Source organism: Streptosporangium sp. LJ11 (assembly GCF_051918945.1).
Taxonomy (GTDB): domain Bacteria; phylum Actinomycetota; class Actinomycetes; order Streptosporangiales; family Streptosporangiaceae; genus Streptosporangium.
Genome location: NZ_JBPXMB010000045.1, coordinates 1 through 18,333, shown reverse-complemented (window position 1 = coordinate 18,333; position 18,333 = coordinate 1). Strand labels below are relative to the sequence as shown.

The following is an 18,333-nucleotide window of genomic DNA, read 5'->3' as shown; positions in this document are numbered from 1 at the left end:
GGGCGGGGTGCGGACGGTCCCGTGCGAGCTGGTCCTGCGCGAGTCGGCCGGGGTCACCCTCGGCCGAGCGGGACCCGCGCCCGGGTCCCGCCGTCGCCGGGCGCCGCGGAGTTCGGTCACCGCGGCTGCCAGCGGCCGATCTTCTTGGAGACGAGAGTGGCGCCGATGCGCGCGTAGAAGCGCTGCGCGGCCACGTTGGCCTCGGCCACCTCCCAGCGGATCACCTTGCCGTCGGCGGCTTCGGCGACGGCCCGCATCAGCAGCTCTCCCGCGCCGTTGCCGCGTTCGGCGCCGGTCACGTACAGGTCGTCCAGGGCGAGGTGGTCCTCACCCGACCAGAAGCCGATGCGCTGCAGCCAGGAGACGTAGCCGACGGCCGCGCCGTCCCGCTCGGCGATCAGGTAGGTGATCTCCGGGCGGGCGAGCATCCGCTTCAGGTCGTCGACGCTCACCGTGACGCTCCGGGACTGGTTCTGGTGCTCGGCCAGCTCGCGGATGAGGCCGTGCACGGTGGGGGCGTCATCGGGCGTGGCGCGACGGATGTCCATCACGATGGTCCTTTCGGATGGGCGTTCGAGGAGTGGGTGGGGTGGTGCGCTCTCAGGCCGGTCGCCGTCGCCTGCCGGACGGGACGGGGCCCGGTCGCGCGGCGTCGGGCCGGGGGCGTTCGCCGCGCCGATGGACGGTCGCCGGGGGTGACCCGACGGCCGGGAGAACCCATCGGCCAGGAGGAGACGCTACCGGGGTCAGGTATATGGGCAGATGAGGAAACCGTACCCCGGCATGGTATGGACGAGACGGACGGATCCGGCGGGAAAAGCGTTCCGGAGGTGGGGTCAGCCGTGTTCCGCGTGCCGGCCGTGGTCGGTGACCTGGGCGTCGAACCACGCGTGCAACGCCGTGACCAGCGACGCGTCGGAGGTGGTGTAGGTGATCCGGGCGCCCGCGGGCAGTTCGGCGTAGCGGATGTCGATGCGGCTGTGGCCCTGTTCGAGGTCGCGCAGGCCCGGCATCTCACCGCCGTGGATGGAGGCGGGGTCGCCGTAGTCGCCCCTGCCGAAGCCCGCGGCCTCGGCGGTCAGGTGCTCGCGGATCAGCGTGACCTGCTCGGCGTCGGCGGGATCGTCGGAGGTGACCGTCTGCACGCCGCCGGTGGCGGACTTGGCGAAGTGGTGCGTGGTGCGCTCCAGGTCGAACGGCATCACCTGCCGGCTCCTGGCCGCGATCTCCGCCTGCCGGGCGGCCAGCGCCCACTGCTCGTTCAGGCTGGTGAGCACGTACGCCGTCGCGGCGACGACGATGAGTGCGAGCGCCGCGGCGAGCGCCTGAACGCGTCGATCCTCAAGTTTCATCCATGGCCTCCGTGAGAGTGGTCAGGGCGCGCAACACGTCGGCGCGTTCGCCCTCGGGGACACGCTCCAGAACGGCGGAGAACCGCGCGGCTCTGGCCTCGGCCAGCCGGGCCGCGGCCTTCACCCCGTCCGGGGTGAGCCGGACCAGCACACCGCGCCCGTCGTCGGGCGCCGGGGTGCGCTCGGCCCAGCCGCGGTTGATGAGCTGCGTGACCAGCCTGCTGGTGGTGCTCTTCTCCAGCCGGAGCCGGTGCGCCAGGTCGCTCTGCCGCAACGCGCCGTCCCTGGCCAGCTCGCCCAGCGCGTGGGCCTCCGACACCGGGAGGGGCTGCCCGCAGGGAGTCCGTTCCGGCTGATGGAGCCCGAAGGCCCGCACGAAGCGGGCCACGGCCTCCTGGAGTTCGCGATCATCCGCCATGGTTCGACCATACAACCAGATAGTTGCATGAGGCAACCAGATGCGGGCGGGACGGGCACGGCGCCGTCCGGCCGGCTCTGCGACGTGGCGGCCGAGCCGGTGAGCCGGTGAGTCGGTGAGTCGGTGAGTCGGTGAGCCGGTGAGCCGGTGAGCCGGTGAGTCGGTGAGTCGGTGAGCCGGTGAGCCGGTGAGCCGGTGAGCCGGTGAGCCGGTGAGTCGGTGAGTCGGTGAGCCGGTGAGCCGGTGAGCCGGTGAGCCGGTGAGCCGGTGAGTCGGTGAGTCGGTGAGCCGGTGAGCCGGTGAGCCGGTGAGCCGGTGAGCCGGTGAGCCGGTGAGTGCCGATCGAGCGACGCGGCCCGGCCATCCCCCGACACCACGCGAGGACCCGGCCGCGGGCCCGGGGCATCGGCGCGACGAGCCGAACGCCACGCACCGGCACTCTCGCGGCAGCCGGCGTCAGTCGCCCGGCGCGCCCCCGTCCGCGACCTTCGCCGTCGCGGCGGGCCGGTAACGCACGTTCACGATCAACGTGGGGTCGCCGTCGCCGACCAGGTGGAGGGGGATCCGCGCACCGCCGGGGTTGTCGTACAGCCGGATGCCCTCGCCGAGCAGGACCGGCGCGATGTGCAGGTCGATCTCGTCGATGAGCCCGCGCTCGAGAAGCTGGCGGCCGATGCTCGGCGAGAGCACCTCGAGGTTCTTGCCGCCGGCCGCCGCGAGCCCGATCCGCACCGCCTCGGCCGGGTCGCAGTTCAGGAACGTGACCCCGTCGGCGGGCTTCGCGTCCTCAGGGTGGTGGGTGAGCACGAAGACCGGTCCGCTCCAGGCGCCGCCGTACACGCCGCTCGCGTCCGGGAACCGGTCCCAGCCGTCCCGGCCTCCCAGCACGGCGCCCGTGGTCTCGACGTACTCGCCGATCAGGCCCGGACGGGACGGGGTCCCGATCATCCAGTCCATCTCGTGGTCCGGCCCCGCCACGAATCCGTCCAGCGACATCGTGAAGTGCCAGAGCACCTTCCCACCCGCGGTCTGCGGCTCGGTGTCGGTCATTCGTCGCCTCCGTAATCTGCTTGCATTTTGCAATCGGTAGCCTCACGCTAGGCCATGCCGGTGGTAAATTGCAACCAGGTGGGGAGTATCGGAAGCGGGGTGCGAGGTGGCGGAGCCGGCGCGTTCGGGGTGCCCGATCAATGCCGCGGTGGAGGCGTTCGGCGACAGCTGGAGCCTGCTCGTGCTGCGGGACATGATGTTCGGCAACCGGCGCTACTTCAGGGAGCTGCTCACCGGCTCGGAGGAGGGGATCGCCTCCAACATCCTGGCCGACCGGTTAAAGCGGCTGGTCAACGCCGGGCTGCTGACCCGCGAGGACGCGGGGCCGGGACGGCGGGCCGCCTACAGCCTGACCGAGGCGTCGATCCGGCTGGTGCCCGTCTTCGCCCAGCTCGGCGAGTGGGGTCTGCGCCACCGGCCGACCACGAAGCGGCTGCGGGTGCGGGCGGAGCTGCTCGCGGCCGGCGGGCCGGAACTGTGGGAGGAGTTCATGGCCGAGCTGCGGACCGTGCACCTCGGCGAACCGGCGCAGGAACGGAACGGCCCGGGCGTGCTGGAACGCCTCGCCCAGGCCCACACCGACGCGCTCTGACACCCCGTACGCGCCTCCCGGCCCCCCGGCTCGTCCTGTACGGGCGGCCTCGGGCGCGCCCGGGGTCAGGGCGTTCGGGCACGAGCACCCGCGCGGCCCCGCTTCCGTCAGGCGAGGATCGGCGTGGTCTGGGCGGAGGCGATCCTCCAGGTGCCGTCCTCCTTGACCATCACGTACGTGAGCCGCCCCGACGTGGCGGGCAGCGCGCTCACCGGAGCGTCACCACTCTCCCGCCGCCGGTCGTGGACGTGTTTGACGCTCGCCACGATCGCCACGTCCTCGCGGAGGAAGCGGATGTCCTCGATCTCGGCCGTGGTGGTCACGTCGGCCAGCGACGACGCCAGAGCCCGGCGCATCGCCTCGGCCAGCGCGTCGCGTCCCGCCACCCTGCGACCGCCGAAGTTGACGACGTCCGCCTCGGCGGCGTGCAGGGAGATGAACCTGTCCACGTCGCTCTGGAACTTCACGGCGTCCGCGACCACCCGGCGGATGGCGGCGTCCTCGGACAGATCAGCGCTCATGTCGGTTCTCCCTGTTCGGGCACTCGGCGGGATGGGACCTGATCGTCCCCGAGGAGAACCATGCATCCTCAACCGAACGTGAGGTCAAGCGTGATCCGCCTCGCCGGCCCCTGCCGGTTCCGAAACCGAGGAACCCGGGCAGAGCGGGTGTCGCCCGCACTCCCCCTCTAAGCAACTCATGTTGACTAACATCGGATTAGTCAATTAATGTTGCTTACATGCCCGCGAACGACATCCCCGCCCCCCAGGACCCAGCCGACGCTCTGGCGGCCGTGGTGGCGCTTCGGCGCCTGGCCGACCAGCTGGAGGACGCCGCCGTCGAGCGGGCGATGCGCGAGGGCTGGAGCTGGCCGCAGGTCGCCGAGGCGCTCGGCGTGACCCGCCAGGCGGTCCACCGGAAGCACGCCCGGCGGCTCATCGCCGCGGGCGTCACGCTGAGGAGACGTTCACCATGAACACGTTCGACAGATACCTCCACACGGTCCTCACGGAGGGGGCGGTCGAGGCGCAGCGGCACGGATCGGCCACGGTCGAGGCGCACCACCTCCTGCTCGCCGTCGCGGCCCAAAGAGGCACCGCCCCCCAGCGTGTCCTGGCCTCCGTCGGCCTCGACCACCAGGCGGTCCTGGCCGCTCTCGACCGGGAGTTCGAGCACAGCCTGAGCACGGTCGGGGTCTCCCCCGCCGCCTTCGACCTCCCGGCGCCGAGCACCGTGCTCAAGCGCCCGCCCACCATGGGCGCGACGGGCAGGCTCGCCCTTGAGCGAAGCTTCGCCTCGGTCTCCCGCAAGAAGGACCTGCGACCGGCGCACGTGCTGCTCGGGATCCTGCAGGCCGAGGTCGGCACGGTGCCACGCGCGCTGGCCCTGGCCGGCGTCGACCGCGCCGACCTGCTGGCCCGCGTCCACACCGCCGTCGCGAACGGCGACCTCGAATAACGACCACGGCGGTCCCCTTCCGGCATGCCGTGTCCCTCCCCTCGGCCCCCGGTTCTTCTTCCATGCCTCAGGAGGCAAGATGTCGATGTTCCATGCCCGCGCGAGCCTGCTCGCCGCCGCCCTGGCGGTGGGAGGGGCCGCCATGATGACCCCCGCCCCCGCGGCCGCCCGCGACCGGGGCCACGCCGGGCTCCGGCGTGCGCTCGACCGGGTCGTGGCCGACGGCGGCGGCCCCGGCGTCGTCGCCGAGTTCAGGGACGCCCGCTCGGCGCCGTGGTTCGGCACGGCGGGGGTGACCGACATGACGACCGGCCGCGAGCGCCGGCCGGGTGAGCACTTCCGCATCGGAAGCCTCACCAAGATGTTCACCGGCACGGTGGTCCTGCAGCTGGTGGCCGAGGGAAAGCTGACCCTGGACGACACGGTGGCGAAGTGGCTGCCCGGCGTGGTGGAGGAACACCTCGGCGCGGACGGCACCGGGATCACCGTCAGGCGGCTGCTCAACCACACCGGCGGGCTCCCCGACGCCGTCCTCGGCCAGGAGCCCCCGCGGCCGGAGGAGCCGGGGAAGCGCTTCATCTACTCCAAGGTGAACTACACTCTCGCGGGAATGATCGTCGAGCTCGCGACGGGCACGACCCTCGCGGAGGAGATCGAGCACCGTCTCGCCCGCCCGCTCAACCTGACGGGAACCTACCTCCCCGGCACCGAGGGGACGGTCCGCGACCCGCACGCGCGCCACTACTCCAAGCTGGGCGAGAGCGGCCCCGGCGCGGAGATCCACGACGTGACCGAGATGGACGTGAGCTGGGCCGGGGCCGCCGGCGGCATGATCTCGACGACCTCGGATCTGCACCGGTTCCTGAACGCCCTGCTGGGCGGCCGTCTCCTGCCGCCCGCCCAGCAGGAGGAGATGTTCACCACCGTCTCGACGGAGGGCTCGGGCTGGGTCCCGGACACCGGGTACGGCCTCGGCGTCTACTCCCAGAGGCTCCCGTGCGGGGTCACTCTCTGGGGCGGCGGCGGCTTCATCCAGGGCTCGATGTCGTACGCGATGGGCGACCGCCAAGGCACCCGCGTGCTGGTGAGCAATCTGAACGGCGACTGGAACGACTTCCAGGAGACCTTCACCACGCTCTTCGAGACGACCTTCGGCACGGCCGTCCCAGCGCCGGGCGGCGCGGGCGGGTGACCGGGGGACGACGGGCCCGCCGGCGCGCGACGTCCGGTTTGTCGAAATTCATCGGATCCGGCTAGTCTCTCGTCGATTAGGAAAGGCTAACCTACTTCAGGCGAGCTCTCCGCCCAGCCCGTCCAGAGCCGCCCGAAAGAGCCCCCATGTCCCCCTCACCTGCGCACTGTCGCCGCTGGTCGTCGATGTCCTGGCGGTGCGGCCTCCCTCTCCGGCACAACTACCGGCGGGGGTGGTGACCGTGAGTCCGGGCGGAGCCCGTTTCGCGTGGCCGCCGGCCGGACGGGCACGCGCACGACAGGGACGGGCATGACCGGAACGCGCACGACAGAGGCGGGCATGACCGGCGCGAACGTTCTGCGCAGGACCATGAGACGCAACGCCGCACGCCTGGGCGCGGGCACCCTGCTGCTCAGCCTGCACCAGGTGTGCGAGGCGAGCGTGCCGATCCTCATCGGTGTGATCGTCGACCGCGCGATCGGCCCGGGCGACGGCGGGTCGCTGCTGTGGTGGCTGGCCGCGCTGGCCGTGCTGTTCACCGCGCTGACCCTGGCCTACCGGTACGGCGCGCGGACCCTCATGCGCGCCATCGCCCACGAGGCCCACCTGCTGCGCATGGAACTCGCCGCCAAGATCATCGATCGGCGTGGCCTGGACACCGGCCTGCGCGCGGGCGAGCTGCTGACGATCTCCTCCAACGACGCCGGCAACACCTCCGAACTCCTGGACCATCTGCCACGCGCGGTCGGGGCGCTGGTCGCGGCGGCGATGTGCGCCGTGACGCTGCTGCTCATCGACGTGCCCCTCGGCGTGGCCGTCCTGGTGGCCACGCCGTTGACGCTGCTGGCGTTGCACGCCGGCACGCCGTACATCACCCGGCACGTCGCCGCCCAGCAGGAGCTGGCCGGTCAGGCCGCGTCGCTCGCGACCGACCTGGTCAGCGGCGTGCGGCCGCTGCGGGGCATCGGCGCCGAGGCGGCGGCCTCCCGGCGGTACGAGCGGGTCAGCCGGCTCTCGCTGGCGGCCGCGCTGCGGGCCGGCCGTACCCAGGGAATCTACGCGGCCGTCTCCGGCGCGGGCGGTGCGCTGCTGGCGTGCGGGGTCGCGGTGCTCGCCGGGTGGCTCGCGTTGCGCGGCCGGATCTCCGCCGGCGAGTTCCTGACGGTGATCGGTCTGGCGCAGTTCCTGATGGAACCCGTGGGCACGCTGACGCTGGTGCCCGGCTGGGTGGCCGAGGCGCGCGCCTCGGCCGACCGGGTGGCGCGCGTGGCCGGCGCGCCGGTACTGCTGCCCGGCGGACCTCCGTCCGGCGGGCCCGGCGGCGCCGGCGCGGCGGGCCCGCCGGACCCGGTGGACGGGGGGCTTCCCTGGCTGGAGGTCTCCGGGCTGAGCTACGACGCGCTCGCGGGGGTGGACCTGGTGGCCGGGCCCGGCGAGTTCGTCGGGGTGATGGCCCACCGCCCCGCCGACGCCGACGCGCTGGTGCGGGTGCTGTCCGGGCGGGTGAGCCCCGCCGAGTACGGCGGAAGCGTGAGGATCGGCGGCCGGGTCCTCGTCGAACCCCACCACACCGACCTGTTCGAGGGCACCCTCGCCACCAACCTGACCGTGGGCGGCGAGCCCGGGAGCCCGGAGGAACTCGCGGCGGTACTGGCCGCCTCGGCGGCCGACGACGTGGTCGCCGCCCATCCCGACGGCCTGGAACATCAGGTGGTGGAGCGGGGCGCGAGCCTGTCGGGCGGCCAGCGCCAGCGGGTGGCCCTGGCCAGGGCGCTCCTGGCCCGCCCGCCGATCCTGGTGCTGCACGATCCGACCACGGCCGTGGACGCGGTCACCGAACAGGGCATCGCCCGTGGCCTGCGCTCCCTGCGCCACCCCGGGGGCGGCGACACCTTCACCACCCTGGTCGTGACCAGCAGCCCCGCCCTCCTCGCCGCCGCCGACCGGGTGTTCGTGCTGGACGGCGGCAAGGTGGTCGCCGAGGGATCACACGCCGATCTGGGGGCCACCGACGACGACTACAGGCGGGCGGTGCAGCGATGAGCACAGCGGGGGAACAGGACCTTCTGCCGGTCGCGAGCGGCGGTGAGACCTGGCGCTGGTTGCGCGCCCGGCTGCGCGAGCGCCGCGGCACGGTGGTCGTGACGCTGCTCGTGGGCGTGCTCGGCGCGACGGCGTCGGTCGTCCCCGCGTACGTGATGGGCGTCCTCGTCGACCGGGTGCGCGAGCAGTCGGGCACCGCGGTGATCGTCGCGATCGCCGTGGTCATCACGCTGTCGGCCCTCACCGGCGGTGCCGCCACCGGGCTGACGTCCTACCTGGTGGCCAGGCTGGGCGGCCAGATCCTGGCCGTCCTTCGCGAGCGTACGGTCGCCCGCGCCCTCACGCTCCCGCTCACCAGACTGGAACGCGCGGGCAAGGGCGACCTGCTGTCGCGCGTCAGCGCGGACGCCGCCGAGGTCACCAAGGCCGTCTCCGACGTCATCCCCGGCGTGATCGCCTCGGTCCTGCTCGGCACGCTGAGCCTGGCCGCGATGGTCGGCCTCGACTGGCGGCTCGGCCTGGCCGGCGCCGTCTCGGTGCCGCTGTACGCGCTGGCGCTGCGCTGGTATCTCCCCCGGGCCGCCCCTCACTACGCGAAACAGCGCATCGCGGTCGCGCGCTCGTCGCAACGGCTGGTGGAGAGCATGCAGGGTGTGCGCACGGTGCACGCCTACCGCGTGGAGGAAGGTCACCTGCGCGCCATCGAGACCGCCTCGCGCGACTCGAGGGAGGTGTCGGTGGGGGTGCTGGACCTGTTCACCCGTTTCGTGGGACGGGTCAACAGGGCCGAGTTCTGCGGCCTGACCACCATCCTGGTCGCCGGCTTCCTGCTGGTCCGCGCGGGCGCCGTCACCGTCGGCGAGGCCGCCGCCGCGGCGGTGCTGTTCCACCGGCTGTTCAACCCGATCGGCATGTTGCTGTTCGTCTTCGACGAGGTACAGGCGGCCGGGGCGAGCCTGGCCAGGCTGGTCGGCGTCGCCCACCTGGAGTCCGCTCCCGAGCCCGAGGGGGGACCGGCACCGGCCGACGCCTCACTCGACCTGGTCGACGTGCGCTTCAGCTACGACGGCTCCGCCGAGGTCCTGCACGGCGTCACCCTTCGCGTGCCCGCCGGGGCCCGGGTGGCCCTGGTCGGCTCGACGGGCGCGGGCAAGTCGACCCTGGCCGCCGTCGCGGCCGGGTCACTGCGCCCGACCGGCGGCAGCGTGCTGATCGGCGGGGTCCCGCCCTCCTCGCTGGACACGACGAGGCTGCGCGGACACGTGGCGATCATCACGCAGGAGACCCACGTCTTCGCCGGGCCCCTCGTCGAGGACCTGCGCCTGGCCCGCCCCGGCGCGACGGCCGAGCGGGTCGCCTCGGCCCTGGAGGTGGTCGGGGCGCTGCCGTGGGTGCTGGCGTTGCCCGAGGGCCTCGACACCGTGGTCGGGGAAGGGGGCCACGAGCTCTCGCCCGCCCAGGCGCAGCAGCTCGCCCTGGCCCGCCTGGTGCTGGCCGACCCGGCCGTCGCCGTACTGGACGAGGCCACCGCGGAGGCGGGCAGCATGGGCGCGCGCGTGCTGGAGGACTCGGCCGCCGCGGCCACCCGCGGCAGGACCACCCTGGTCGTGGCGCACCGGCTGACCCAGGCCGTCTCCGCCGATCGTGTCGTCGTCCTGGAACACGGGCGGATCGTCGAGGAGGGGCCCCACGAACGGCTGGTCGCCGCCGGGGGCCGCTACGCCCGTCTCTGGGAGGCCTGGGAGTCGCGCTAGAGGCCGTTCTGCGCGGGCGTGGACTGGTTCTTCACCAGGACCCGGTTCCCTGCGGTGAGGGTGATGCCGTCGATCGTCTGCAGGCCCGACAGGGTGATGTTGGCGGCGGTGGCCGCCCGCACCGCGGGTTTCACGGAGATGCCGGCGGCGGCGACCTGGATGTCGGCCAGGCGGGCGGCGTCGTTCGGCCCGGACGGCGCGCCGAGCCCTGTGAGCCGGTACCCGGCCAGCGCGACGTCAGCGCCGGGCACGGCCATCTGGTCGAGCCGGTTGGCCCGCACCTGCGCGGTGAAGTCGGAGATGGTGCTCGCGAGCTGCGTGCCGGTGTGGTTGGCGCGGGCCAGAGGGTTCGTCGCGAGTTTCGACAGGGCGATGTTCGCGCCGCTGCTGATCTTCGCGTCGGTCACGCTGCCGTCCGCGACGTCGTCCAGGGCGAACCACGCGCCGCCTGCGGTGCGCCACTTGATCTTGCCGGAGCCGGTGTCGCCCCAGAGCTGGAAGAGGGCTGGGGTGGCGGGCTCGGTGCCACCGGACTCCGGGACGAGTCCCAGGACCGGGATGCGGTTGTTGTTGTGCTGTGAAAACCAGTTCGGCATGGCAGTTCCCCGTGTTAGGTGAGGCGGAGCAGGCCGGCCATGGGGACGGCCCAGGTGACGCGCACGGTGGTGGGGGTCGGGTACGACGGATCGCCCTCGATGGGCTCTCCTGAGGCGGTGTAGGTCGTGACGCGGGGTTCGCGGCCGAGGTTGTGGGTGACCTCCCACACGTAGGCCGGGGCGGCGATCGTGTGGTCGTACTGGCCGGCGCCACCCTCAGGGCCCGGCGGCCCCGGCTCCCCGGGCTCCCCTGCCGGGCCAGGCTCCCCGGCGGGCCCCGCGGGGTCCTGCGCGCCGGGAGCTCCGGCGGCGCCGGGCGGCCCGGCCGCGCCCTGGATGCCAGGGACGGCCACGGTGACGGCGACAGGCTCGGCCTGCTGAACAACCACGACGTGGCCGCCAGGCGAGGTGATGGTGACGTCGATGCCACCGCCCGGCTGGACGATAACGTCGATCGGCGGCAGGCCGGTCACCGGGTGACCTCCGGGTCCACCCGGAACGCGCCCTTCAGCAGCCGGGTGACCTTCCCGTCAGGGGAGACGATCTCCAGGTCGTAGACCGCTTCGGTCCACAACCAGGCCGAGGAGTCCTCACCGGGGATGGTCACGGTGATGTGCCCGGCCGGGCCGTCGATGGCCAGGCCGCCGCCGTCGCTGGTCAGTTCGTACAGGACCACGGTGTCGCGGCCCCGGTTCGGCCGGACTTGCGCGCGAGCGGAGTACCCGGTCAGCACGAGCGGCTGAGGGTTCGTCCCTTGCGTGGTGAGCTGCAACAGCCTGTCGTAGTCGGAGCCCTGCTCGATGTCGATGTCGAAGATGCCCGCCGCCATGCCGCACAGGGTGCCGGGGCGGGCTCCTACCGTCAGCCCTCGCCGGAGGCGTCAACCTTCCACGTCGGGTTGGGGGCGTTGATCTCGGCGTACACGCGCCGGTAGTCCGCCGCGTGCTGGGTGTAGTGTTCCCGTCCAGCCTCGATGATCCGGAGAAGCAGCAGCGACGTGCGCGCGTCGTTTTCAGACGGGTTCGTCAGGTGCCGAATGTCTTCATGCTCGGCCAGCGGCCCGCCCCGGAACCCGGTCAGCGCGCTGAGCGCGGTGCTACTACGGGTAACCCAGTCCTTGACTTACCGCTCTCCAGCAGACCTCTCGCCAGTCTCTCCGCCACCTCGATGGGGCGCGGGTTCGCGCACGTTCCCTGCTCCTGCTCGATGAGCGCCTGCACCTGGTCGGGGTGCTACATGTCTCGGCATGCCAGCTCGGCTAGAAGCTTCTATGAGGGGCGGGACAACAGTCCACGGGGCTTGGGCCCTGTGGTCGGTCAGTCCTTGGTGGGCTCCCTCCAGGGGCGTTTCGGGGTCGTACGATTCGAGAGAGCAGAAACTAACCCGTCTCGCTGCGGTACAGCGCCCGGTGCTCTCTCAGCTGAACTTGGTTGCTGCGTCCGTTATCGCTACAGCTTTGATCTGCGCTGGAGTCATCCCTATGATCTCGGTTAAGTCTGCGCCTTTCAGATCCGCGCCTTTCAGGTTCACCCTGGTCAGGTTTGCACCGCTCAAGTTCGTCTTGTTTAGGGTCGCATTGGCCAATTGCGCATCGGTTAGATCCGCACCACTGATGTTCGTCCTGGTTAGGTCCGAGTCGGTTAGGTTCGCCCTGACCAGGGTCGCGTCGGTCAGGGTCGCGTCGGCCAGGATTACCTTGGTCAGGGTCGTAGCAGTCAGGTCCGCCCTGGTCAGGTCCGCGTCGGTCAGGGTCGCGTTGGTTAGGTTCGCTTTGTTCAGGGTCGCATAGGCTAGGTGTGCGTTGGTTAGATCCACCTTCACTAGGTTCGCCCTGGTCAAGGTCGCTCTACTCAGGTCCACCTTGACTAGGTGTGCGTCAGTCAGTGTCGCGTCAGTCAAGTCCGCCGCGGTCAGGTTTGTCCTGGTCAGGGTCGCACTTTTCAGGTCCGCGTCGGTCAGGATCGCGTTGGTTAGGTTCGCCTTGGTTAGGTCCGCGTCGGTCAGGATCGCGTAGGCCAGGTCCGCGTCGGTCAGGATCGCGCCGACCAAATTCGCCCTGGTGAGGTTCGCCTTGGTCAGGTTCGCCTTGGTGAGGCTTGCCTTGGTTAGGGTCGTGTCGGTCAGGTCTGTATCGGCTAGGAGCGCGTTGATCAGCTTCGCCCTGGTCAGGGTCGCGCCGGTCAGATCCGCGTCGGATAGAATTGCCCCGGTTAGGGTCGCCCTGGTCAGGGTCGCGCTGGTCAGGTCCACATTACTCAGGTCCGCGTCGGTCAGGGTCGTGTCGGTCAGGGTCGCGCCAGCCAAAATCGCGTTGTTCAGGTCTGTCCTAGTTAGGTCCGCGTCGGTCAGGTTTGCGCTGGTCAGAGTCGCGTCGGTCATGGTCGCGTCAGTCAGGGTCGCGCGGTTTACGTCCGCATCGAATAGGTTCGCGCGGGGCAGGTACATGCCGTGGAAATCGACGTCCATGAGATCGAAAGCGGATGGTCTCGAAGGTTTAGGCTCCAAACGGGTGATCACGTTAATTGCGGCGACCACGTCCACGAGAGCCTGGCCCTTGACCATCTGAGATTTCGGAGGATGTGCGTGAACCCGGACGTAGGCGATAAGAACGTCGATGACGGTTGGCTTGTCGCGGGTTGAGTCCAAAGCTAGGCGCTGGAGAGCGTAGATCCCACCGAGCCTGACGTCGGTCTTTGGCGAGCCGAGTTGCTCAACTGCTTTCGTGTAGCGGTCAGCGACCTGGCCCTCGCGTGTAGCGTCCAATGTTTGCGCGGACACGTCCAAGGTGCGGGCGGTGTAGACGAGACCTGCACCAGTGAAGACCAGTCCACCGACGACCACGAGTCCGGTCGCCGCTTGCACCAGCGTGGCCCGCGCGTTGTTGACCACGTCGATTCGGTCCTTTACCGACAGCCGCTTGCGATCGCGGGCGGTGAAGGGCTGCGGCTCTCCGGCCATCCGTCGCGCGACCGGCCCCAGCAGGACGCTCATGCCAAACCCAGTCGTGATTGCGGTGAAGACGCCGACGACCGTCCAGAGCAGCCACTCGGGCCCCGGCATGCCGAGAATCATCCACCAAATTACCGCCAGCGTCACCACGGCAGCCGTCACCAGCCAGCGCCACATGCTCTTGATTCGCCGCACTGTTCCATTTCAGTGGGATCCGTCTGAGGTTGTGCGCCTTGTGGAGGGTTGACGCCAGAGTGTGACCCATCGGTACTGGAACGCCTCGCTAGTTGGCGGCGGAGGAGTCGTGTACCTGCTCATGGACATGAGCGGCCCGGCCTGCGCCGACCAGTGGCTGTTCGCCGAGCTCGCCGCCGCCCAGGAACAGGTGAGCCGGGGAGACGATCGTCTGTTCACGCCTGGCGCGCATCTCCGCAACGACGGCCATATTCGGGGCGACGCTGTAATCCATGTCCGCGTGGAAGCGCTGGTAGATGTCCTGCTCATCACCTCGATCTGCATGTCCCGCCAGTCGGGCGGGCCGACGAACGGCGTCAGGGCCTTGATCCGCCGCTCCAGCGACTCGCACTCTCCGGACCAGCAGCCGTGGTGCGCGTGGCCGCGGGCCCGATACATGTCGTACCAGAGGTCGAGGAACTCGTCGCGGACGGCGGCGTGGAGTGCGCGGGTGCGGCGGTCGCCGGACCGCTTCTGGCTCACCACTTCCACCCGGACCGGTCGACAGAGCGCAGGATGCGGAGCATCCGCTTCCGGAAGCACCGCATGTCCTGGGAGGGGCCGGTCAGGGTGAGGAGGTTCATCCGGAACAGCCGCCCCCCGTCGTGCTCGACGGTGACGTCCAGGCCGGTGGACTTGGCGAGCAGGATGGTGCGGCGCAGGCGCCGGCGGGCGGCGGGCGAGTATTGGCGTGTCCAGATCGGCCAGAGGATCATCGACCGGTCGGGGTAGGCGGAGAGGTTCGACAGCATGCGGACTCCCAGGTGGTGGTGGGAGTCCGCAAGGTAGACGGCGGCCGGCGCTTAGGTCTCGCTACGATCCGGCGCGAGAACCTTCAGCTATCTGGCGTCGAACGGTAACACCAGGATGTCGCTAGTTCTGGCGTCCGGTGCGGGCTGGGCGGGGCCCACCACCTGCCATCCCCACCGCTGGTACATGGCGTGGGCGGAGGCCTCTGGGTCTGCCAGCAGCGTGGCGTACGGCGCGTCCTGCTGGCCGAGGAGCGTTGCCAGGAGGATCGCCCGCCCCGCCAGCGAGCGGGAGAAGCCGCTGTGGACGTATGCCGACAACGTGGCGACGGCGGCGCGACGCCTCGCGGCCCGCTACCACGAGCTGCGCGCCCTCCCCATCGAGGAACTGGTGCTCAGTGGGGTTCCGCTGCTGGCCGACGTGATGCTGGAAAACGTCGATGTCGCCCCGGTATGACCCGGAGGCGGTCGCCGAAGCCGAGTACCTCCAGGAGTCCGCGCCCGGCTGGCTGGTCATGTGGCGGCCATGGCGGCAACGCTTCACCGCCTGGGAATGCCGCGACCACCGCCAGGTCCGCATCCTCGAAGCGAAAACCACCGACGAACTGCGTCGCGACATGCAGTTCGTCGAACTTGAGCTCTGGCAGATCCTTCCCCGCCCCGCGGCCGACCAACTCACACCCAACATGGTCGGTCACCAGGGTCTGCCAGACCCCGCCCCGCGACCCCGGGACGAATCGCTGACTCTCGGAAGGGCAAACTCCGGAGGGTTGGAACGTCTCCCGGGGTCGCGGCTACCACGCGGGGTGGCCCTTTACGAGGGGTGACGCCCTCCGGGGGACGGCTTGTGATCAGCTCCGGCTCCGGTGGCACCCCTGCCCGACGGGTGTCTGCTGCTTGTCCACGGCGTGGAGAATGCCGACCTGGACCGTTTATGTCCGGGTCCGGGGACCATCGCCCCTGAACGTGACGGCCGTCAACGCGACCATGCTGAGGCTCTGCCTCTGCGACCCTGGAACCTTATAGGTTGCCGAGACCTTGATCTCTGATCTTGAATGAGCGATGTCGGACTATGCGACTGGTCGTAGTTAAATCCGGCTGCCAGAACGGCGGTCCGCTGGATGACCAGAAAAAATCGTCGATACTCCTCCTGGAGTCCGAATCGTCCACATCAAGTACAGATAGGGATATTCATGACGAAAAGTAGCTTCGCCCGGGCAATCGCACTTGCCAGTGCAAGCGTCATCCTGTCGCTGGGCCTGAGCGCGCTGAACACGCCAGCGCAAGCGGGCTCTACCAGCATCAACGCTGGACAGGGATCAGCGTCGACCATGGCCAACACCTGCAACTTTCCGACGTCCGCACGTCCCGGCAGCAGGTGGGTCGAAAGTTGGACCAACTGCAAGACCTGCCAGGTCAGCGAGGTTCAGTGGCAAATCACCTACCCCTGGCGCGACTATTACTGCACCTACAACCCCAGTAACAACATGAACGACCTGCATTGGATATAGGTAGATAGGGTTCTGACCTGAGGTCGCCCAACGGCTCTGATCAGAATTACCTTTACGTTCTAAGGACGGCCTGACGGCCGCACCAGGGTTCTGTCCGGTTCCTGGGACGGCGTCTAACCAGGTCAGCGCAGTAGAGCCGCTGCGGAAGTCAACCCGGTCCCATGCCAGGCACGGCTATCCACATCCGAAACCCCGGCTTCCGCACCTACCGCCTGACCTGCGGTCTCCAGAGGACGCGGCCCGTTTCCGCCGTATTCCGGTGGCATCTCTGGCGCGGAAGCTGGGGTTGATCACGCGGTGGCGCCTCGGCCGTGGACGTCGATGGGCGGCGGAAGCGTCCGTAGCCGCTCGCGGAGATCCCGCACCGTAGCGATGTCCGCGTCTCCCAGCGTGGCCACCACCCGCAGCAGGCGCTCGCGGGACGTGGACCGTGAACCGCGCCGGGATTGCTGGAGGCTTTGATGTACTCCGGCTTTCGTGGAGTCGTTTTGATTGACTACATGCCTCTGCCCCCTTCGAGAGGTCGGCATGTCGAAGAGATATCCCCCTGAGTTCCGCCGCAAGGTCCTGGACCTGCTGAAGGCCGGCCGGACCGTCCGCCAAGTGGCCTTCGATCTACAGATCAGCGACCAGACGATCTACAACTGGCGCGAGCAGGAGCTGATCGACACCGGTCAGAAACCCGGCATCACCTCCTCGGACCACACCGAGCTGGTCGCGGCCCGGCGCCGGATCGCCGAGCTGGAGACCGAGCTGGCCGTAACCAGGCGCGCCGCCGAGCTGTTGAGAGCTGATGCACCGCGCCGGCATCAAAGGCCTGCCCGGCAACAAGCGTCGCCGGCCTGTTCATCAGACACCCACCGCCGCGGATCTGGTCGACCGCCGGTTTACCCGGGGCGCACCCAACGAGCTGTGGGTCACCGACATCACCGAGCACCCCACCCGCGAGGGCAAGGTCTACTGCTGCGTCGCCAGAGGACGTCTACTCTCGCCGGGTGGTGGGCTGGTCCATCGATGCCGGCCAGACCGCGACGCTGGTCACCAACGCGCTCGGCATGGCCATCCACAACCGCACACCGCCTCCTGGAACGCTGATCCACTCCGATCACGGGGTGCAATTCACCTCCTGGGCCTTCACCCAGCGCGCCAAGGCCTCTGGCCTGGTGCCGTCCATGGGCTCGATCGGTGACTGTTTCGATAACGCGGTCATCGAGTCGTTCTGGGGGCGGATGCAGACTGAACTGCTCAACCGCAAACGGTGGAAGACCCGCATCGAACTGGCGAATGCGATCTTCGAGTACCTGGAGATCTTCCACAACCGGCAACGACGACACAGTGCCCTGGGGATGCTCACCCCCATCGAGTACGAGATGCTCTATCCGAACGTCCAGTTGGCATGAGAGTCAACCAAGCCGACTCCACCGAACTCGGGGTACATCAGGTCATCGCCGACCGAATAGCAGCTGTGGAAGTAGGTGACGCCATGGGTGCGGTGGTAGGTGGCCGGCAGCCGGTCGGGGCGCCCTTGCCTGGCCCACCCTGATCCGGAGGTGGGGCGGATGCCCAGCGGTCCGAACTCGTCGAAGGCGAAAGTCCGTTCCGGCCGCTGGGTCAGGGCGTACTCGATCCGGTCCAGCTTGGCGTCGAAGTCGGGGTCGGGGGATTCCTTCCAGGTCTTGGTGCGCTGGAAGGTGATCCCCTGGCGGGTGAGCAGGGTGCGTAAGGTCTCCCGGCCGATGAGGAGCGGCCGGCCGGGCAGGCGTTGCAGGTAGGCGGCCAGTTTGCGGATCGACCAGCGGGTGAAGGGCTGCCCGAGCTTGGCCGGGCGGGTGGTGGCCATCTGGATGACGAGGGCTTCCTCGTCATCACTCAGCAGGCGGGGACGGCCTCCCGCCCACCGAGGGTCCAGGCAGGCCAGCCCGATCTCGTTGAACCGGTGAATCACCTCGCGGACGGTGTCCTCATCGGCGGCCACTAACCGGGCGATCACCGGGACGGTGTTACCCCCGGCCGAGGCCAGCAGGATCATCGCCCGCCGATACCGGACCGAACTGGTGCTGCCCCGGCGGACGATCTGCTGCAGCTTCTGACCTTCGGCGTCCATCAGTCTTCGTACTCTGACCGGTTCTCCCACCGCGCCTCCTCGCGTCAGTCGGACGTGTAGGACACATCCAACCGACGCCAGCGGCTACACGCGAGACCGGTGAAGGTTTCCGGTCACAGCACTAGTATGATGCGCCGCAAATTCAGAGGGTAAGTTGCTACCATTTCCGAGTGTCGCATCCTGGACCTTCTGCCGTGGTGATCTCGCTGTCTGAGGACGAGCGTGCCGAGTTGGTGCGTCGGGCGGAGTCGCGAGACCGGAGAGCGGCCGAGCGGGCTCGGATCGTTCTGGCGTGCGCTGACGGTATGTCGAATGCTGCTGTCGCGCGACT

General features: G+C 69.7%; 19 protein-coding genes and 2 pseudogenes. 9 read left to right on the top strand and 12 right to left on the bottom strand.

The genetic code is table 11. The annotated features are described in order from the left end of the window. Nucleotides 1-116: 116 nt before the first annotated feature. From ACTOQ3_RS40625 to ACTOQ3_RS40610, 4 genes are all read right to left on the bottom strand, one after another. Nucleotides 117-548, bottom strand: a complete 432-nt coding sequence (locus ACTOQ3_RS40625; RefSeq protein WP_440089179.1) for an N-acetyltransferase family protein — start codon at nt 546-548, stop codon at nt 117-119. Between the two features lie 288 nt (nt 549-836). Continuing rightward, entirely contained in the window at nt 837-1,352 is a 516-nt protein-coding gene (locus tag ACTOQ3_RS40620; RefSeq protein ID WP_440089178.1) for a hypothetical protein, read from the bottom strand. After that, a complete protein-coding gene (locus ACTOQ3_RS40615; protein WP_440089177.1) occupies nt 1,342-1,770 on the bottom strand; it encodes a MarR family winged helix-turn-helix transcriptional regulator in 429 nt (142 codons plus the stop codon). The genes ACTOQ3_RS40620 and ACTOQ3_RS40615 overlap by 11 nt, the downstream gene beginning before the upstream one ends. Before the next feature lie 456 nt (nt 1,771-2,226). Then, entirely contained in the window at nt 2,227-2,820 is a 594-nt protein-coding gene (locus ACTOQ3_RS40610; RefSeq protein ID WP_440089175.1) for a dihydrofolate reductase family protein, read from the bottom strand. Nucleotides 2,821-2,968: 148 nt separating this feature from the next. Between ACTOQ3_RS40610 and ACTOQ3_RS40605 the strand changes: the two genes are divergently transcribed. Then, nucleotides 2,969-3,412: a winged helix-turn-helix transcriptional regulator gene (locus tag ACTOQ3_RS40605; RefSeq protein ID WP_440089174.1), complete on the top strand. Its 444-nt coding sequence runs from the start codon at nt 2,969-2,971 to the stop codon at nt 3,410-3,412. A gap of 107 nt (nt 3,413-3,519) precedes the next feature. Here ACTOQ3_RS40605 and ACTOQ3_RS40600 read toward each other — a convergent pair whose 3' ends face one another. Next, entirely contained in the window at nt 3,520-3,933 is a 414-nt protein-coding gene (locus tag ACTOQ3_RS40600; RefSeq protein ID WP_440089173.1) for an SgcJ/EcaC family oxidoreductase, read from the bottom strand. A 218-nt stretch (nt 3,934-4,151) separates the two neighbouring features. Here ACTOQ3_RS40600 and ACTOQ3_RS40595 point away from each other — a divergent pair, with 218 nt between their 5' ends. The 5 genes from ACTOQ3_RS40595 (at nt 4,152) to ACTOQ3_RS40575 (ending at nt 9,859) form a co-directional block, all read left to right on the top strand. After that, entirely contained in the window at nt 4,152-4,388 is a 237-nt protein-coding gene (locus ACTOQ3_RS40595) for a hypothetical protein (protein ID WP_440089172.1), read from the top strand. Further along, entirely contained in the window at nt 4,385-4,870 is a 486-nt protein-coding gene (locus tag ACTOQ3_RS40590; protein WP_440089171.1) for a Clp protease N-terminal domain-containing protein, read from the top strand. Before ACTOQ3_RS40595 ends, ACTOQ3_RS40590 begins: the two co-directional genes overlap by 4 nt. 79 nt (nt 4,871-4,949) lie before the next feature. Then, nucleotides 4,950-6,062 carry a serine hydrolase domain-containing protein gene (locus tag ACTOQ3_RS40585; protein ID WP_440089170.1) on the top strand — a complete coding sequence of 371 codons (1,113 nt, stop codon included), beginning with the start codon at nt 4,950-4,952 and terminating at the stop codon, nt 6,060-6,062. A gap of 309 nt (nt 6,063-6,371) precedes the next feature. Then, nucleotides 6,372-8,105: an ABC transporter ATP-binding protein gene (locus ACTOQ3_RS40580; RefSeq protein WP_440089168.1), complete on the top strand. Its 1,734-nt coding sequence runs from the start codon at nt 6,372-6,374 to the stop codon at nt 8,103-8,105. Continuing rightward, nucleotides 8,102-9,859, top strand: a complete 1,758-nt coding sequence (locus ACTOQ3_RS40575; protein ID WP_440089167.1) for an ABC transporter ATP-binding protein — start codon at nt 8,102-8,104, stop codon at nt 9,857-9,859. Before ACTOQ3_RS40580 ends, ACTOQ3_RS40575 begins: the two co-directional genes overlap by 4 nt. Here ACTOQ3_RS40575 and ACTOQ3_RS40570 read toward each other — a convergent pair. The 6 genes from ACTOQ3_RS40570 to ACTOQ3_RS40545 form a co-directional block, all read right to left on the bottom strand. Then, on the bottom strand, nt 9,856-10,455 hold the full coding sequence (locus tag ACTOQ3_RS40570) for a hypothetical protein (protein WP_440089166.1): 600 nt from the start codon (nt 10,453-10,455) through the stop codon (nt 9,856-9,858). The genes ACTOQ3_RS40575 and ACTOQ3_RS40570 overlap by 4 nt on opposite strands. A 14-nt stretch (nt 10,456-10,469) precedes the next feature. Beyond that, complete coding sequence (locus ACTOQ3_RS40565; RefSeq protein ID WP_440089164.1) at nt 10,470-10,928, bottom strand: hypothetical protein; 459 nt, start codon at nt 10,926-10,928, stop codon at nt 10,470-10,472. Beyond that, nucleotides 10,925-11,284, bottom strand: coding sequence for a hypothetical protein (locus ACTOQ3_RS40560; protein WP_440089162.1), 360 nt, complete (start codon nt 11,282-11,284; stop codon nt 10,925-10,927). The genes ACTOQ3_RS40565 and ACTOQ3_RS40560 overlap by 4 nt, the downstream gene beginning before the upstream one ends. A gap of 587 nt (nt 11,285-11,871) precedes the next feature. Beyond that, on the bottom strand, nt 11,872-13,599 hold the full coding sequence (locus ACTOQ3_RS40555; protein WP_440089160.1) for a pentapeptide repeat-containing protein: 1,728 nt from the start codon (nt 13,597-13,599) through the stop codon (nt 11,872-11,874). Nucleotides 13,600-13,687: 88 nt separating this feature from the next. Further along, on the bottom strand, nt 13,688-13,849 hold the full coding sequence (locus ACTOQ3_RS40550) for a hypothetical protein (protein WP_440089159.1): 162 nt from the start codon (nt 13,847-13,849) through the stop codon (nt 13,688-13,690). Nucleotides 13,850-14,117: 268 nt separating this feature from the next. Then, nucleotides 14,118-14,390 carry a hypothetical protein gene (locus ACTOQ3_RS40545; RefSeq protein ID WP_440089157.1) on the bottom strand — a complete coding sequence of 91 codons (273 nt, stop codon included), beginning with the start codon at nt 14,388-14,390 and terminating at the stop codon, nt 14,118-14,120. 115 nt (nt 14,391-14,505) lie between these two features. Here ACTOQ3_RS40545 and ACTOQ3_RS40540 point away from each other — a divergent pair, with 115 nt between their 5' ends. The 3 genes and pseudogenes from ACTOQ3_RS40540 to ACTOQ3_RS40530 all read left to right on the top strand — a co-directional run bounded on the left by ACTOQ3_RS40540 (nt 14,506) and on the right by ACTOQ3_RS40530 (nt 17,298). Further along, entirely contained in the window at nt 14,506-14,844 is a 339-nt protein-coding gene (locus ACTOQ3_RS40540) for a hypothetical protein (protein ID WP_440089155.1), read from the top strand. A 736-nt stretch (nt 14,845-15,580) separates the two neighbouring features. Beyond that, a complete protein-coding gene (locus ACTOQ3_RS40535) occupies nt 15,581-15,898 on the top strand; it encodes a hypothetical protein (RefSeq protein ID WP_440089154.1) in 318 nt (105 codons plus the stop codon). A gap of 528 nt (nt 15,899-16,426) precedes the next feature. Beyond that, a pseudogene (locus ACTOQ3_RS40530) lies at nt 16,427-17,298 on the top strand (IS3 family transposase). 32 nt (nt 17,299-17,330) lie between these two features. Here ACTOQ3_RS40530 and ACTOQ3_RS40525 read toward each other — a convergent pair. Next, a pseudogene (locus ACTOQ3_RS40525) lies at nt 17,331-18,002 on the bottom strand (IS630 family transposase); the annotation flags it as partial. Between the last annotated feature and the right edge of the window lie 331 nt (nt 18,003-18,333).

Excerpts from the sequence above, each read along its gene's own strand:
- ACTOQ3_RS40595 (WP_440089172.1), top strand. The coding sequence starts at position 4,152 with ATGCCCGCGAACGACATCCCCGCCCCCCAGGACCCAGCCGACGCTCTG.
- ACTOQ3_RS40625 (WP_440089179.1), bottom strand. The coding sequence starts at position 548 with ATGGACATCCGTCGCGCCACGCCCGATGACGCCCCCACCGTGCACGGC.
- ACTOQ3_RS40580 (WP_440089168.1), top strand. The coding sequence starts at position 6,372 with ATGACCGGAACGCGCACGACAGAGGCGGGCATGACCGGCGCGAACGTT.
- ACTOQ3_RS40550 (WP_440089159.1), bottom strand. The coding sequence starts at position 13,849 with ATGGCCGTCGTTGCGGAGATGCGCGCCAGGCGTGAACAGACGATCGTC.
- ACTOQ3_RS40545 (WP_440089157.1), bottom strand. The coding sequence starts at position 14,390 with ATGCTGTCGAACCTCTCCGCCTACCCCGACCGGTCGATGATCCTCTGG.
- ACTOQ3_RS40535 (WP_440089154.1), top strand. The coding sequence starts at position 15,581 with ATGACGAAAAGTAGCTTCGCCCGGGCAATCGCACTTGCCAGTGCAAGC.
- ACTOQ3_RS40540 (WP_440089155.1), top strand. The coding sequence starts at position 14,506 with ATGTCGCTAGTTCTGGCGTCCGGTGCGGGCTGGGCGGGGCCCACCACC.
- ACTOQ3_RS40615 (WP_440089177.1), bottom strand. The coding sequence starts at position 1,770 with ATGGCGGATGATCGCGAACTCCAGGAGGCCGTGGCCCGCTTCGTGCGG.
- ACTOQ3_RS40575 (WP_440089167.1), top strand. The coding sequence starts at position 8,102 with ATGAGCACAGCGGGGGAACAGGACCTTCTGCCGGTCGCGAGCGGCGGT.
- ACTOQ3_RS40560 (WP_440089162.1), bottom strand. The coding sequence starts at position 11,284 with ATGGCGGCGGGCATCTTCGACATCGACATCGAGCAGGGCTCCGACTAC.
- ACTOQ3_RS40590 (WP_440089171.1), top strand. The coding sequence starts at position 4,385 with ATGAACACGTTCGACAGATACCTCCACACGGTCCTCACGGAGGGGGCG.
- ACTOQ3_RS40600 (WP_440089173.1), bottom strand. The coding sequence starts at position 3,933 with ATGAGCGCTGATCTGTCCGAGGACGCCGCCATCCGCCGGGTGGTCGCG.
- ACTOQ3_RS40570 (WP_440089166.1), bottom strand. The coding sequence starts at position 10,455 with ATGCCGAACTGGTTTTCACAGCACAACAACAACCGCATCCCGGTCCTG.
- ACTOQ3_RS40620 (WP_440089178.1), bottom strand. The coding sequence starts at position 1,352 with ATGAAACTTGAGGATCGACGCGTTCAGGCGCTCGCCGCGGCGCTCGCA.
- ACTOQ3_RS40585 (WP_440089170.1), top strand. The coding sequence starts at position 4,950 with ATGTCGATGTTCCATGCCCGCGCGAGCCTGCTCGCCGCCGCCCTGGCG.
- ACTOQ3_RS40610 (WP_440089175.1), bottom strand. The coding sequence starts at position 2,820 with ATGACCGACACCGAGCCGCAGACCGCGGGTGGGAAGGTGCTCTGGCAC.